The sequence below is a fragment of the Flavobacterium sp. genome (assembly GCF_039595935.1).
Classification (GTDB): domain Bacteria; phylum Bacteroidota; class Bacteroidia; order Flavobacteriales; family Flavobacteriaceae; genus Flavobacterium.
Genome location: NZ_JBCNKR010000006.1, coordinates 484,382 through 499,673, shown reverse-complemented (window position 1 = coordinate 499,673; position 15,292 = coordinate 484,382). Strand labels below are relative to the sequence as shown.

Here is a 15,292-nt window from a genome sequence, read left to right as displayed (position 1 = left end):
TTACTACATTTTTAAAATCGTTTTATATTCAGTTTGATTATTTAATACGTTTACTGCTCTCTTAATTTCTGAATTGTTCTTGATATAAAACTGATACAAACCTTCCTGGTATTGGTATCTTTTGATAAGCTCTTCCTGAATCAAACCTTTAATTTCTTTTTGATTTTTATCAAGAAGCGTGTTTTCACTTTTCTCTAATGCGGCTAATAATTGTTGATATTCCGGAGCAATAGTTTCGTCAATTTTTTCATTTTTGGCTGCTGCCAAAGTATTTTTTAAGGCAACTTCTGTCTCAGTATCAAAACTGATTTTATTTGTTTTAAGATATTGTTTAAAAGCAGCATAATCAGCATCTGTAACAACAGGTATTTTATCGCCTAAATTTGGATTTTTATAATAGTAAGTAGTGGCATAATCAAATATTCCGTCATTTTTCAACAGAGCGGTCGTAATAGGGCTCATTTTGGCTTCTTCAAGCTCAATGTCCGGTAAAACACCTCCGCCGTCATAAACCGTTCTTTCTTTTCTGGTTTTAAAAGCATTGAAATTTTTAGAATCGGTTTTTTGGGCAACACCATTTTTATCTTTATGCGCATAATCCAGTGCCTGAATGCATCGGCCTGATGGAGTGTAGTAACGTGAAATAGTTACTTTAAGCTGAGTGCCGTAAGTTAAATCAACAGAGCGTTGTACGAGTCCTTTTCCAAAACTTCTGCTTCCTAAAATTACAGCGCGGTCTAAATCCTGCAATGCGCCCGAAACAATTTCAGATGCAGAGGCACTTCTTCCGTTTACTAAAATGGCAAGCGGAATTTCAGTATCGATCGGTTCTTTTGTTGTTTTATAAGTATTGTTATGTTTTTCAATCCTTGATTTTGTGGTTACGATAACTTCGTTTTTCGGAACAAACAAATTACAAATGTCTATGGCTTCATTCAAAAGTCCGCCTGGGTTTCCTCTTAAATCTAAAACAATCTGTTTTGCGCCATCAGCTTTTAGTTTTTCTAAAGCTTCTTTAACTTCTGCGGAAGCTTTTCGGCTAAAATGTGCCAAAACGATATAACCGGTTTTGTCGTCGATTTTTCCGTAAAAAGGAACCGATTTAATATCAACTTCATCCAAAACCAATTCTGTTGTATACGTTTTTCCCTGACGAAGATATTTGATAGCGATTTTAGTGTTTTTTGTTCCTTTCAATAATTGCGATGCATCATCTTTAAAATCAGCAATCAAGACATCACCAATTTGGATAATTTCATCACCTGCTTTTAATCCGGCTTTGTCAGCAGGATAATTTTTGTACGGTTCGCGAACAATTAAACGGTCTTTCTTGCGGGCAATCATAGCGCCAATTCCGGTATATTCTCCCGTATTGTTGATTTTGAAATTCACGACATCCTGTTCGTTAAAGTAAACCGTATACGGATCTAAACTTCCCAACATGCTTTTAATGGCTTTGTCCATCAAATCTCCCGGATTCGTTTCGTCTACATAATTGGTATTTACAGCTTTGAATAAGGTTGTGAAGATTTCGATTTGTTTGGCAATTTCAAAAAAGTCTTCTTTGAAACTGGTTCCCACAAATAATAACCCCGCTGCAACAGTTGGTATAATGAATTTCTTTTTGAAATAACGATTCATGATTGTTCTTTTTTTCTTTTTAATCTTTTTCTAATAAAATAGGCTAATACACAAAATATAATTATAAACGGCCAAATGCTGATAATTGATATAACAAAACTTGACAAACTAAAGAATCCTGATTTAATAGCCGTCCAAAGTTTAGATCCGTATGATAATTGCACCGCTTCTTGTTCAGGAAGGTTTTTGTAGAACTCGATTGTAACAGTACTTTCAGAAACTCTGCTTTCCAGATATTTTAACTGACCTTCTTTGGCTTCAATTTCTTCACGTATGATAGAAACCTGTTTTTCGATTTCTAAAATTTCGCTGATTTTTGTCGCTTTTTGTAATAGCTGAAGATAACGTTCTTCGAGTTTTCGTTTGTTTTTTAATCTTGTAGTAAGATCAATGTATTGTTCTGTAACATCTTCAGCAGAAATGTCTTTTCTCTCAAAATAAGAAACTCCTTTTGAAATTGTATTTATAAAATTATCAAAATTCTGACTAGGAACTTTAATCGTAAGATTTCTGAAAACAGAGTTGTAGTCTTTTCCTTCAGAATCAATTAAAATATTTCCTTTGTTTGCTGCAACCGCACTTTTGATTTGACTGAAAGTTTCTCCCAAATCATTGGTTTCAAATCGAAGTGAAGCTTCTTTAATGATTTTTTGTTCAATTTTAGGCGAAGGAGCTTCAGGAGCATTTAAATTCTTATCATTAGAGGAAGGCGCATCATTTTTTGGAGGCAATTTAATTGCACTAATTGACATTACTTCATCTTTAGATTCTTCAGCTTTGCTGCAACCCGAAAGAACACAAAAAAATACAGATAAAAAGAAAATGTATCGCATAAAATTTGAATTTAGTGCTAAAACTACAATTTTTTTAGAATCTTTTATCTGATTTGTTGTACAAAGTTGATTTTGAAAGCCTATAAATCCTTTTTAATTTCTGAATCAGGAGTTTTGTTTATCTGCTGTACAAATTTCTCAAACAACTGAATTGTTTTGGTGTTGATTTCTTCATACGATAATCTGTCTTTTGTCTGATAAAAAAGCATGATCGAATAAGGCTGATCCAGATTATTTAAAATCAAATGTTTGTTTAATCGGTACGTTTCACGAAGTACTCTTTTAAAGTAATTTCTATCTACGGCTTTCTTAAAATATTTCTTCGAAACCGAAACGCCGACTTTTGTTATTTCTTCTGAATTTCCTTCCGCTTGACGGAAAACCAAACGCAACGGATATTTTGAAACCGATTTTCCTTCAGAAAACAGTAATCCAATTGTGGTTTTGCTCTTTAAGCGCTCATTTTTAGGGTAAGTAAAGTTCATTTAATTCAGAAAAAAGTTGCAATTTCTGCGACAAAGGTACAATTAAACCATAAAAACGGTTATTGTTTTCAAATTTTCTATCGCTAAGAATATATTTACTACTTTTGACCTCAAATTTTTTCAAGCATGCAAAAGATAATTTCATATCCAATTTCCGTAATTTATTATGTATTTTTTGGATTGTCTCTGGTTATTTTTCACCCGATACAATGGATCTGCCTAAATCTTTTTGGTTATCAGGCTCATAAAAAAAGTGTCGATTATTTAAATCTGTGTCTTTTAAGATGTACCAATTTGGTTGGAACAACGTATAAAATTTCTGGAGTAGAGAATATTCCGACAGGAGTTCCGATCATTTTTGTGGCCAATCACCAAAGTATGTACGATATCGTTACAATCATTTGGTACTTTAGACGTTTTCATTGTAAATTTGTAAGTAAGAAGGAGTTAGGAAGCGGAATACCGAGTGTGTCGTATAATCTGCGTCACGGAGGTTCTGTTTTAATTGACCGTAAAGACCCTAAACAAGCGATTCCAGTAATCAAAGGCTTGTCTGAATATATAGAAAAAAACACTAGATCAGCAGTAATCTTCCCGGAAGGAACCCGTAGTAAAACAGGTAAACCAAAAGAATTTGCCCAAAGCGGTTTAAAAATTCTATGCAAATATGCGCCTTCGGCGTATGTTGTTCCGGTAAGTATTAATAATTCATGGAAAATGGTTCGTTACGGTATGTTTCCGGTTGGTTTAGGAAACCGCTTAACTTTTACGGCACACAAAGCAATGGCTGTAAAAGATTATGATTTTGCCGAATTAATGGAATTAACAGAAAAGGCGGTAGTTGAAGGAGTAAACGAGTATAAACAGGTTTAAGTTTTAGTCCGAGCTAAAACATAAATCCCCAAATTAAAATAAGTAATGTCTATAAAAAACATTAGATTAGAAGTGATGCAGTTTTTGGAAAAAAACGTTGACAGCTTCGTTGAACAGTATTTAATTCCGGTGGAAAAAATTTGGCAGCCGTCAGATTTCCTGCCTAATTCTGAAGGAGAAAACTTCTTTGAAGAGGTAAAGGAACTACGCGAAATTGCTAAAGAATTGCCATACGATTTCTGGGTAACGCTTGTAGGTGACACTATTACCGAAGAAGCTTTGCCAACATATGAGTCATGGTTAATGGATGTTGAAGGTGTCGATCAGGTGGAGAACGGCGGAAATGGCTGGTCTAAATGGATCAGACAATGGACCGGTGAAGAAAACCGCCATGGAGATCTTTTAAATAAATACTTGTATTTGTCTGGTCGTGTTAATATGCGTGAAATCGAAATGACTACGCAGCATTTAATCAACGACGGTTTTGATATTGGAACTGGAACTGATCCGTATAAAAACTTTATTTACACAAGTTTTCAGGAATTAGCAACTTACGTTTCTCACAACAGAGTTTCGCAGATTGCAAAGAAATTTGGTGATAACAAGTTGTCTAAAATGTGTAAAATGATTGCTGGTGATGAAATGCGCCACCATCATGCTTACAGCGAATTTGTTACCAGAATTTTTCAGATTGATCCAAGTGAAATGATGCTGGCTTTTCAATACATGATGAAGCAAAAAATTGTTATGCCTGCTCACTTCTTAAGAGAATCAGGTCAAAAGATAAGTTCTGCTTTCGAACAGTTTTCTGATTCTGCACAACGTATTGGAGTTTACACTGCAACTGATTATGTTGAAATTATGCAGAAATTAATCAACAAATGGGAAATTGATAAAATCACGAACTTAACAGATGAAGCTGAAAAAGCACGTGATTACTTAATGAAACTTCCGGCTCGTATGGCTAAAATTTCAGAAAGAATTGTAATTCCTGCTGAGAGTCATATCTTTAAATGGGTTGAGCCGGCTAGATTGTAAAAATTTTAGATTGCAGATTTCTGATTTTAGATTTTAAAATTGATTTTTTGCAATTGATATTGAAAATATTGTTGATTGTTGAGGTTTTAAAACTTTGACAATCAACATTTTTTATTTAAAATATAAACACCAGTGTAAATCCGTTTAATTTGTTTTATCCGCGTGCCATTTTCACACAAACCAAAATACCCTTATGAATAACTCTGAACTTATAGATAAAACCATTGCTTTTGTAAAAGAAAAATTAAATGATGCCGAAGGCGGACACGACTGGTTTCATATTGAACGTGTTTACAAAAACGCGCTTTTAATCGCAAAAGATACTAATTGCGATAAAACAGTTGTAGAATTAGGAGCACTGCTTCACGATATAGCCGATAGTAAATTTCACGACGGAGACGAAACAATTGGACCAAAAACAGCCCGTTTGTTTTTAGAATCACATAATGTTGCAGAAGATATAATTCAGCATGTGGTAAATATCATCGAAAACATTTCTTATAAAGGCGGAAATTTTGAAAAGAAATTTGCTTCTGTAGAATTAGACATTGTTCAGGATGCTGATCGCTTAGATGCAATTGGTGCAATTGGTATTGCAAGGGCTTTTAATTACGGCGGATTTAAAAACCGTGCGTTGTACAACCCGGAAATTGAGCCGATAACAAATATGACGAAAGAAGAATATAAAAAGAATAATGCGCCAACGATTAATCACTTTTATGAAAAGCTTTTACTTTTAAAAGATAAAATGAATACCGAAAAAGGAAAAGAAATCGCTGCAGAAAGACATCATTTTATGGAATTATTCCTGGCTCAGTTTTATGCTGAATGGGAAGGTGTAAAATAGCATCCGATTTTAGTATGACTAAAAAAACGACCTCAGATTTTGAAGTCGTTTTTTTATTATAAGAATTTAGAAACTCTGCTGTTTTTATTGTTTAGAAATTAGGATTTTAAAGCACTCATTAATGCAAAAGCACATAAGAATCCAATCGAAAACCATAATAATCTTGCAACTCTGTTATCTCTTACAATTTCTTCTCTTTCAAACTTAGTCATTTCTGATGAATTTTTACACTGCAAAATTAATTCTGAAATAGTTTAAGAACAGGACTTAAAAGATTTAAAAATAATAACATAAGATAGAATCTTCATCAAATAAAAATAGTAATTTTCTTAACATTTAATATATTTGTGACTTATCCTAAAACAAATTATTTAATGAGAAAACTTTACTTAATTATTGCAGTTTTATTTAGTACATTTTGTTTGGCACAAGTATCAGTTAAAGACGAAATGGTGATTACAGGTAAGGATTCTGTTCTTACCTCAAAAATTAGATTTGGAAATGATTTGGTTACAGTAGAAAGTACACCTGAATGGAAATTTACTATAGTTTCAGAAGCGGCTGTAGCTGAACGCAAAGGAATAACCTTAAAAATTTCTGCCGCCAAAGACGAGATCGATTATTCTGATGCGGTTTTGGAATACTATGTCAACAACGAATGTCAGCCTTCAATAGACAAATGTTTCTATCAAAAAATCGACAACCGCACTGTACTTTTTCAAAGACGTTTTAGTGTTGATGATCCGAGATATTATTACAGAATGACTAATATTTTCTTTAAACGTGCTGTTCTTTTAGAATGGTATGCTGATATTCCGGTTGATGGAAATGAAGATGAACTGAAAAAACAGCTTGATGAGTTTGCAGAATACATGGGAATGCATAAAGTTAAAATTTCGGGTAACATTTTCAGTAAACCAACTGTTGGTAAAACGGTAAAAAAGTAAGGAAAGCATAAAAAAAGAAAAAGCTTTATAAGGATTAAAAATCCCTGTAAAGCTTTTTCTAGTTTATGAAATAAGGTTTTACGAGCAGCCGCAATTACCATCGCCGCAGTCTTTTTTCTTTTTTGATTTCCAAAAGAATTTTTTAATTAAAAACCCTACTGCCAAAAGTAATATTGCAAAGGCTATAATTTCTTGTACCATAACTTTTTACTTTAAAAATTGATAAGCCACAAGCGCTGTAATATAAGCCAGACCACTCATAAAGAAAAGCTGCATTACCGGCCATTTCCATGAATTAGTTTCTTTTTTAGTAATGGCCAATGTACTGGCGCACTGCATGGCAAAAGCATAAAATAACAATAATGAAATACCGGTTGCAAAGTTAAAAACCTTTTCTCCGGTTTCAGGATTTACTTCTTTTTGCATTCTGCTTTTAATGGTCGATTCATTATCACTGTCTCCAACGCTGTAAATAGTAGCCAGTGTTCCCACTAAAACTTCGCGTGCGGCAAAAGAACTGATAATAGCAATCCCAATTTTCCAATCGTAACCCAATGGAGAAATTACAGGTTCAATGGTCTTGCCCATTATTCCGATATATGAATTCTCTATTTTTTGAGAAGCAACTTCATTCTCAAACTGAGTTTCAGTTAAAGTTGTGTGGGCAAATTTTTCCTTAACGATAGTTTCGGCTTCGTTAAATTCTTTTCCAGGTCCGAAAGAAGCCAAAAACCATAAAATAACCGAAATTGCCAGAATGATTTTACCTGCTCCTAAAACAAACGCTTTTGTTTTTTCTACAACATTAATTCCAACGTTTTTAAAAAGCGGCAGTTTATAGCTTGGCATTTCAACAACGAAATAGGTTTTCGATTCAAACTTCAAAATTTTATTTAAAATTGTAGCCGATAGAATCGCCATAAAGAATCCTAAAAGGTATAATAACATTAGTGATAAACCTTGTAAATTTAAAATTCCAAGAACACGTTTATTCGGAATCACTAATGAAATCATAATCGCATAAACGGGTAGTCTTGCAGAACAAGTTGTGAATGGCGTTACTAAGATCGTAATAAGGCGTTCTTTCCAGTTTTCAATATTTCGTGTGGCCATAATCGCCGGAATAGCACAAGCAGTTCCTGAAATTAATGGCACAACGCTTTTCCCGGAGAGCCCGAATTTGCGCATGATTTTATCCATTAAAAAAACCACCCGGCTCATATAACCGCTTTCTTCGAGTATTGAGATGAATAAAAACAAGAAAGCAATTTGTGGAATGAAAATAATAACACCGCCAATTCCCGGAATAATTCCCTGCGAAATTAAATCAGTCAAAATACCGCTTGGCAATTTTTCAGCGGCATAACTGCTCAAAGAAGCAAAAGTACCGTCAATGAAATCCATAGGAATTGTCGACCAGCTGAAAATAGACTGGAAAATGATAAATAAAATGCAAAGGAAAATAGCATAACCCCAAAACTTATGGGTTAAAACACGATCCAGTTTTGCTCTAAAATCAGTAGCCGCTTCTGTATCGATTTTTAAACCTTCTTTTAAAACATCATTTATAAACTGATATCTTTTGATGGTTTCTTTTTGTTGTAAACGCTTTAATTCTGAATGAGATTTGGTAAAAGTATTGCGAATTTCATTTCGATCTAAATTTGAAAAATTGACATCCTGAGTAATTACCAGCCACAATTTATACATTAATTGGTTTGGAAAAGCATGCTGTAATTTTTGAAAATACTCGGGGTCAATTACCGATGCATTTAAGCAAGGTTCATGCGGAACGGTTTTATAAGAAACTATCAATTCTTTTAATTCTTCAATTCCTAAACCTTTGCGTGAACTTACTAAAGCAATTTTGGTTTTTAGTTTTTCTTCTAAAAGCGGAATATCTAAAGAAATTCCTTTGCTCTGCATACGATCCGCCATATTGATAACCAAGATCGTCGGAATTTCAAGATCTTTTATTTGAGTAAAAATCAGAAGATTTCTTTTCAGATTTTCAACATCCGTTATCACAACGGCAACGTCGGGATATAGTTTATCGTTTTTGTTGAGTAAAAGTTCAATTACAACACTTTCGTCCATCGAACTGGCGTTCAAACTATATGTTCCCGGCAAATCGAGAATATTTGCTTTTACATTATGAGGTAATTTGCAAAAACCTATTTTTTTCTCAACAGTAATTCCTGGATAATTTCCAACTTGTTGATTTAAACCTGTTAATTGATTAAAAACAGAAGTTTTCCCAACATTAGGATTTCCGATAAGGGCAACATTGATATTCTGAACGCTCATTATAAATTGTTTTGGACAGGTTCAACTTCAATTTCACGAGCAGTTTCAACACGAATCGCAACATGTGAACCATTAATGTCTAAATATAGAGGGTCTCCAAAAGGAGCAATATGCAATAATTCAACTAAGCTGCCAGGCAGACAACCCATTTCTAATAATTTTAGAGGAATAAGATCTATATCAAAATCTTTGATAATGGCTTTATCGCCTTTTTTCAGAGTGTGGATAGTATTTTGCAAGCTTATTTAGATTGAATTTAGATTGCAAAAATAGGTAATAATTATCTATTCCAAGACAATATTCACTTTGGAAAATGCTAAATGTTTCTAAAAATAAGGAATTTTACTCTTTAGATAAGAAATTTATGTCTTCAATAAGGCGTTCAATTTCTTCTTTTTTAGTTCCGTCATAAAATCCGCGAACGCGTCTTTTTTGATCTACCAAAACAAAATTCTCAGTATGAACCATATCATAAAGCTGATCCGGACGGCCTAATTTTACAGCCAGATAGGATTTTCTGGCCATGGTGTAGATTTCTTTTTTATCTCCGGTAACCAAATTCCATTTACTGTCTACAACGCCATATTTTACCGCATAAGCTTTTAAAACCGAAACACTGTCTACTTCTGGAAAAACAGTATGAGAAAGCAGCATTACTTTTGGATTGTTTAAAACGGCCTTTTGAACTTCAACAAGATTTGTCGACATTTTTGGACAGATTGATCCACAGGTAGTAAAGAAAAAGTCGGCAACATAAATTTTGCCTTCGTAATTTTTTTGAGTAATTGTATCGCCGTTTTGGTTTACAAACGAAAAATCAGCGATGGTATGGTATTTACTTTTATACTGAATCGTACTGTCAACCAACTCAGGGTTTACATCGGCAGGGTTATAAATAGGAAGTGTTTTTTGTGGCTTTAATGCCGAATAAAATAAAGATATAGTGACAACCGAAAAGACAATTAATACAATGAAGAATTTGCGGTATTTATAAAGAAGCGATTTCATAAAAATAATTTGGCGCAAAAATACGAAAAGACCATTTTAAAAGGCACAATTTTAATGGTTTTTAACAAATGACAAGGAGTTTTTCGCCACGAATTCACGAATTAAAATTAATGAATTGAATAAAAAATAATTCGTGAATTCGTGGCTAACTAAATTTTAGGTTTTCGAATTGATTTATTTACCATATACAAACCAGCTAAAGTCACAACTGAACCAATTACAATTGCCTGAGAAAGTGTTTCGCCAAAAATAATCGAACCCAAAACCATTGCTACAATCGGGTTGATGTATACATAAATACTGCTGATTTCTGTTGGAAGATGCTGAAGCGAATAAATAAAAGCAATGAAAGTTAAAACCGAACCTACGATAACCAGGTAAATAATAGACAACCACGATTCAGATGGAATTTCATTCATAGGAATATTAACTCCCGTGCTTTCCGTAATTCCAAAAAGAAATATACTCGAAATCAACATTTGCAGTCCAAGACTAAAATACGGATTAAAACTGGCCGCCTTTTTCTTGGTTTGTAGAATTCCAAAAGCCCAGGTAACCGTTGACGCTGTCATTAGAAAAATTCCGAATTGAAAATCAGGATTCAAAAAATCGGCGATATAATCAATAAAGATTACACAAATTCCGCCAAAACTGATTAAAATTCCCAGTAAAGCCATTTTGGCAATTCGTTCTCCATTAAAGAAATTGATGATGATAATCCAGACTGGAAAAAGCGCACTGATGATGGCGCCCAGTCCGCTTGTCATATATTTTACGCCCCAGGTACTTAAGCCGTTGCTGCAAACAAAATTCAGAAAACTCAAAATGATAATAGTACGCCATTGTTTTCCTTTTGGCCACGGCTCTTTTTTCAGAACAAAATAAACCACATACAGTAAGCCGCCAAAAAACTGGCGAATGGTAGCAAGCTGCAGAGCCGGCATATGTTTAACACCTTCTTTTGACGCCAGCCAGGTCGTTCCCCAAAAAAAACTTACCCAGCATACTGCCAAAATGGGTAAACCAATAGCTTCAATTTTTCCGGAAAAGGCATTCTGAATTTTTGCTTTCATTTTTGAGTATAATTTGATAAACAAATATTCCAAAAACAATTTCAATTATCGCAGAGAAACAGCGTTTTAATTCATGAAAATAATTGATAGTTTCTATTAGAATGAAATAACAGAATTTATTGCCTCGATTATTGCAAAAATTTTAACATGAAGTTATCAATATTAACAATATGTTTGTATAAACACTCGAAACATATAAATTAATGAAAAAACAACTTAGTAAACCGTTGTTTTGTGCTTTTTCTGTAATGTTATCATTTACAGCTGCTAATGCTCAAAACGCTGCTCCAAAAGAGCCTGGTATTAATGTGTCTTACATGAATACCCAAATTAGTCCGAGTCAGGATTTTTTCCAATACGTAAATGGAACCTGGCTTAATCAAACTGAAATTCCAAGCGATCGTACCACTTGGGGAAGTTTTAATGAATTGATTAAAAGGACAGATAAAGATGCGATGTCTATTTTGAAAGAAGCATCAAAAAATCCAAAATACAAATCGAATACTGATCAGGGAAAAGCTGTTAACTTATTTCTGACGGTTTTAGATACTGTGGGTAGAAACAAAGCAGGAATTACTCCGTTAAAACCGTATCTGAAAAAAATCGACGCCATTAAAAATGTGGCTGATCTGCAAAAATATTTAGTTGAAATGGAACCGGAAGGCGGTTCTGGTTTCTTCGGAATTTACATTGGAGCTGATGAAAAAAACAGTTCTAAAAATTCAGTAAGTCTGGCCGTAAGTCAATTAGGTTTGAGCGACAAGGATTATTATACTTCTGACGATAAAGATTCTAAAGAAAAACGCGCTAAATATGAACTTCACGTTGCAAGAATGATGCAGTTTATTGGAGAATCTCCAGAGAAAGCAAAACAAAGTGCAGCAGAAATCGTAGCTTTTGAAACCGAATTATCTAAACCAAGATTAAACCGTGTTGAAAGCAGAGACAGCCGTTTGCAATATAACCCGATGACAGTTGCAGAACTTCAAAAGTTAACACCTGCCATTAACTGGAATGCTTATTTTACAGGTATTGGTCTGGCAAAACTAGACAGTGTAGTTGTAATGGAACCTCGTTATATGAAAGCGCTGCAAACCGTTTTTACTGAAAATAAAGTAGAGCAGTGGAAGGAATATTTGAAATGGGACTTGTTAAATACTTCAGCTTCAAAATTATCTACTGATATTGAAACAGCAAATTTTGATTTTTACAGCAAAACATTAAGAGGTGCAAAAAAAGAATTACCTCGCGAAGAAAAAGCGTTACAAGTTGTAAACAGAGGTATTGGTGAAGCACTTGGAAAACTGTATGTAGAGAAAGTATTTCCTGCTGAAGCAAAAACCAAAGCATTGGATATGATTCATAATGTTATTACGGCGTACCAAAACCGTATTAATAATTTGGCTTGGATGTCTAAAGACACTAAAGCGAAAGCTATTGAAAAACTGAATAAAATTACCATTAAAGTGGGATATCCTGATAAATGGAAAGATTATTCGGCACTTGAAATTAAAAGCGTAGCAGAAGGCGGAAGTTATTTCAGCAATTCTAAAAACCTGTCAAAATGGAGATTTAAAAAAGGTATTGAAAAACTAAATAAACCGGTTGATAGAACAGAATGGGGAATGTCGCCTCAAACGGTAAATGCTTATTACAACCCATCATATAATGAAATTGTATTTCCAGCCGCCATTTTACAGCCGCCATTTTACAATTACCAAGCTGATGAAGCTGTAAATTATGGTGGAATTGGAGCTGTTATTGGTCATGAAATATCTCATGGTTTTGATGATTCAGGAGCTCGTTATAATGCTGATGGAAATCTTGTTGACTGGTGGACACCAGAAGATTTAGAGCAGTTTACAAAATTAGGTTCTCAATTAGCAGATCAATACAGCGCTCTTGAACCGTTACCGGGAATTCATGTTGATGGTAAATTTACTTTAGGAGAAAATATTGGTGATTTAGGCGGAATCAACGCGGCTTATGATGGTTTGCAATTGTATTTGAAAGCACACGGAAATCCGGGTTTAATTGACGGATTTACTCCTGAACAGCGTTTCTTTATTTCCTGGGCAACAGTCTGGAGAACCAAAACGAGAGACGAAGCGATTAAAAATCAGGTGAAAACTGATCCGCATTCACCGGGAATGTACAGAGCGTATGTGCCAATTCAAAACGTGGATGCTTTTTATGAAGCTTTTGGAATTAAAAGCGGAGATAAAATGTTTGTTACTCCAGAAAAACGAGTTAAAATCTGGTAAGATTTATAAATAGAAAAACGGCGCTGATACAGCGCCGTTTTTTATTGGTTATTGAACTGCAATGTAAATGTCTACTTCTGCATTTTCGTGATTATGAGCTTTTTCTCCGTAAATTTCAAAATCACTGGTAAAGATTCTGTTTAAACCAGAATCCCATATTTTAAGCCATTCGTTATAAACAATTCCTTCAGCAAGATTTCCTTTAGGAGCAAATTTTTCATAATTATCACTTTCAATGATTTTGCCGGTCAAACCTTCCGGAATTGAATCTAAATTTTCTACCGGGCAGCCTAAAATGGTTGTGTAAGGTTTAGTATGATCTTTTTCATAATCCGTGTAAACGCAAATAATATCGTTGTTTAATTTATTTGCGATTTTATCAGCAATTCCTTCTGATATAAATTTGTTCCAAAGTGCAGGAATATCTTGTCCTGACTGCCCATTTTCGTTAGTTGTTCTAACAGAAATTCCAATAATGCTAAAATTATGAATATCCATTTTTACTTAATTTTTGAGTTGAGCTCAAATTTATATTCAGGTGGTGACAACAGTATGTCAGCAGGAAAATGAAATTGCGTATAAATTATTTTAAATGGCTGTAAATATAAGTTTCAATTGCTTTTAACTCTTCATCAGACATTGTTTTTGTAACGGCAAAGTTAGTCTGCATTACCGTAAACTGACTTGGGTCTACAATAGGATCTGCGTTTCCTTTTAAGAACGTTGGAATATCGCCTTTTTTATCTTTGTATATTTTGGCAATCTCCTGAATACTTGGGCCAATAACTTTTTGGTCAGGCTGATGGCAGGAAGTACAATTTCCTCTTCCTTCAAAGATTTCCTTTCCTAAAGCTTCAGGTGTTGTGGCTTCTGTAGTTTCTCGTTCGGTATAAGTTTCTGTTGTCGAGTCTGTATTTGCGGGAACTTCATTTTTGCAAGATGCAAATGCTAAAACGGCTGATAAAAATAATACTTTCTTCATCTTATTTATTTAAAATTATTGAGGCTTCTTTTGCAAAGTATGTTGAGATAATACTTGCTCCTGCACGCTTAATGCAATAAAGTTGCTCTATCATAATTTTGTCGTGATCTAACCATCCTCTTTCGGCTGCAGCCTTTACCATAGCGTACTCACCAGATACTTGGTAAACTGCAACGGGTACGTGAACGGCATTTTTTACTTCACGAACTATGTCTAAATAGGCCATTCCAGGTTTTACCATTACGATGTCTGCGCCTTCTTCAACATCTAATAATGCTTCACGAATTCCTTCAATTCTATTGGCATAATCCATTTGATAAGTCTTCTTGTCTTTTGGAATATTTTGAGAATCTACCGGAGCAGAATCTAAAGCATCACGGAAAGGGCCATAGAATGCCGAAGCATATTTGGCACTGTAACTCATAATTCCAACATTATGATGTCCGTTTTCTTCTAGTGCTTTTCTAATCGCCAAAACACGTCCATCCATCATATCACTTGGCGCTACGAAATCAGCTCCCGCTTCAGCGTGGCTTAAACTCATACGAGTTAGAGCATCAACCGTTGCATCATTGATTAACTGACCGTTTTCGATGATTCCATCATGACCATAAATTGAATAAGGATCTAAGGCCACATCTGGCATTACAATCATTTCCGGAACAGCATCTTTAATCGCACGGATTGTTTGCTGCATTAAACCGTCTTTGTTCCAGGCTTCAGTTCCTTTATTGTCTTTTAAATTATCCGAAACTTTTACATAAATGTTTACCGCTTTGATTCCTAAATCCCAGGCTTCTTTTACTTCTTTGATGGTGTTGTCTAATGAATGACGGTAAATCCCCGGCATTGAAGGAATTGCTGATTTTACATCTTTTCCTTCTGCAACAAACATTGGAAGCATAAAATCCTGTGGACTTAAACTGGTTTCACGAACTAAAGAACGAATAGATTCATTGGTTCTTAAACGACGGTTTCTTTGAAGTGGAAACAT

General features: G+C 34.3%; 16 protein-coding genes. 5 read left to right on the top strand and 11 right to left on the bottom strand.

The genetic code is table 11. The annotated features are described in order from the left end of the window. Nucleotides 1-3: 3 nt before the first annotated feature. The 3 genes from ABDW27_RS11905 to rnpA all read right to left on the bottom strand — a co-directional run bounded on the left by ABDW27_RS11905 (nucleotide 4) and on the right by rnpA (nucleotide 2,959). Nucleotides 4-1,641 carry a S41 family peptidase gene (locus tag ABDW27_RS11905; protein WP_343696108.1) on the bottom strand — a complete coding sequence of 546 codons (1,638 nt, stop codon included), beginning with the start codon at nucleotides 1,639-1,641 and terminating at the stop codon, nucleotides 4-6. Beyond that, nucleotides 1,638-2,474, bottom strand: a complete 837-nt coding sequence (locus ABDW27_RS11900; RefSeq protein WP_343696107.1) for a DUF4349 domain-containing protein — start codon at nucleotides 2,472-2,474, stop codon at nucleotides 1,638-1,640. The genes ABDW27_RS11905 and ABDW27_RS11900 overlap by 4 nt, the downstream gene beginning before the upstream one ends. 80 nt (nucleotides 2,475-2,554) lie before the next feature. Further along, nucleotides 2,555-2,959: a ribonuclease P protein component gene (gene rnpA / locus ABDW27_RS11895; protein WP_343696106.1), complete on the bottom strand. Its 405-nt coding sequence runs from the start codon at nucleotides 2,957-2,959 to the stop codon at nucleotides 2,555-2,557. A 126-nt stretch (nucleotides 2,960-3,085) separates the two neighbouring features. Here rnpA and ABDW27_RS11890 point away from each other — a divergent pair, with 126 nt between their 5' ends. The 4 genes from ABDW27_RS11890 (at nucleotide 3,086) to ABDW27_RS11875 (ending at nucleotide 6,664) form a co-directional block, all read left to right on the top strand. Next, entirely contained in the window at nucleotides 3,086-3,832 is a 747-nt protein-coding gene (locus tag ABDW27_RS11890; protein ID WP_343696105.1) for a lysophospholipid acyltransferase family protein, read from the top strand. A gap of 45 nt (nucleotides 3,833-3,877) precedes the next feature. After that, nucleotides 3,878-4,870, top strand: coding sequence for an acyl-ACP desaturase (locus ABDW27_RS11885; protein WP_343696104.1), 993 nt, complete (start codon nucleotides 3,878-3,880; stop codon nucleotides 4,868-4,870). Nucleotides 4,871-5,063: 193 nt separating this feature from the next. Continuing rightward, nucleotides 5,064-5,717, top strand: a complete 654-nt coding sequence (locus ABDW27_RS11880) for an HD domain-containing protein (protein WP_343696103.1) — start codon at nucleotides 5,064-5,066, stop codon at nucleotides 5,715-5,717. 374 nt (nucleotides 5,718-6,091) lie between these two features. Next, nucleotides 6,092-6,664 carry a hypothetical protein gene (locus ABDW27_RS11875; protein WP_343696102.1) on the top strand — a complete coding sequence of 191 codons (573 nt, stop codon included), beginning with the start codon at nucleotides 6,092-6,094 and terminating at the stop codon, nucleotides 6,662-6,664. A gap of 78 nt (nucleotides 6,665-6,742) precedes the next feature. Here the strand turns inward: ABDW27_RS11875 and ABDW27_RS11870 are convergent, their stop codons facing one another. From ABDW27_RS11870 to ABDW27_RS11850, 5 genes are all read right to left on the bottom strand, one after another. Continuing rightward, nucleotides 6,743-6,865 carry a FeoB-associated Cys-rich membrane protein gene (locus ABDW27_RS11870; protein ID WP_073415246.1) on the bottom strand — a complete coding sequence of 41 codons (123 nt, stop codon included), beginning with the start codon at nucleotides 6,863-6,865 and terminating at the stop codon, nucleotides 6,743-6,745. A gap of 6 nt (nucleotides 6,866-6,871) precedes the next feature. Next, complete coding sequence (feoB, locus tag ABDW27_RS11865) at nucleotides 6,872-8,971, bottom strand: ferrous iron transport protein B (protein ID WP_343696101.1); 2,100 nt, start codon at nucleotides 8,969-8,971, stop codon at nucleotides 6,872-6,874. Beyond that, nucleotides 8,971-9,210: a FeoA family protein gene (locus ABDW27_RS11860; RefSeq protein WP_343696100.1), complete on the bottom strand. Its 240-nt coding sequence runs from the start codon at nucleotides 9,208-9,210 to the stop codon at nucleotides 8,971-8,973. The genes feoB and ABDW27_RS11860 overlap by 1 nt, the downstream gene beginning before the upstream one ends. A 103-nt stretch (nucleotides 9,211-9,313) precedes the next feature. Beyond that, complete coding sequence (locus tag ABDW27_RS11855; protein WP_343696099.1) at nucleotides 9,314-9,979, bottom strand: SCO family protein; 666 nt, start codon at nucleotides 9,977-9,979, stop codon at nucleotides 9,314-9,316. A gap of 149 nt (nucleotides 9,980-10,128) precedes the next feature. Then, on the bottom strand, nucleotides 10,129-11,052 hold the full coding sequence (locus ABDW27_RS11850) for an EamA family transporter (protein ID WP_343696098.1): 924 nt from the start codon (nucleotides 11,050-11,052) through the stop codon (nucleotides 10,129-10,131). 203 nt (nucleotides 11,053-11,255) lie between these two features. Here ABDW27_RS11850 and ABDW27_RS11845 point away from each other — a divergent pair, with 203 nt between their 5' ends. After that, nucleotides 11,256-13,316 (top strand): M13 family metallopeptidase, encoded by a 2,061-nt coding sequence (locus ABDW27_RS11845; protein WP_343696097.1) that lies wholly within the window; start codon nucleotides 11,256-11,258, stop codon nucleotides 13,314-13,316. A gap of 48 nt (nucleotides 13,317-13,364) precedes the next feature. On the opposite strand, the gene ABDW27_RS11840 is transcribed toward ABDW27_RS11845, so the two are convergent. The 3 genes from ABDW27_RS11840 to hemB all read right to left on the bottom strand — a co-directional run bounded on the left by ABDW27_RS11840 (nucleotide 13,365) and on the right by hemB (nucleotide 15,292). Then, the gene (locus ABDW27_RS11840) at nucleotides 13,365-13,814 is read right to left on the bottom strand and encodes an effector binding domain-containing protein (RefSeq protein WP_343696096.1); all 450 of its coding nucleotides are present in this window, start codon (nucleotides 13,812-13,814) and stop codon (nucleotides 13,365-13,367) included. An 85-nt stretch (nucleotides 13,815-13,899) separates the two neighbouring features. Beyond that, the gene (locus tag ABDW27_RS11835; RefSeq protein ID WP_343696095.1) at nucleotides 13,900-14,298 is read right to left on the bottom strand and encodes a c-type cytochrome; all 399 of its coding nucleotides are present in this window, start codon (nucleotides 14,296-14,298) and stop codon (nucleotides 13,900-13,902) included. Nucleotide 14,299: 1 nt separating this feature from the next. After that, entirely contained in the window at nucleotides 14,300-15,292 is a 993-nt protein-coding gene (gene hemB, locus ABDW27_RS11830) for a porphobilinogen synthase (RefSeq protein WP_343696094.1), read from the bottom strand.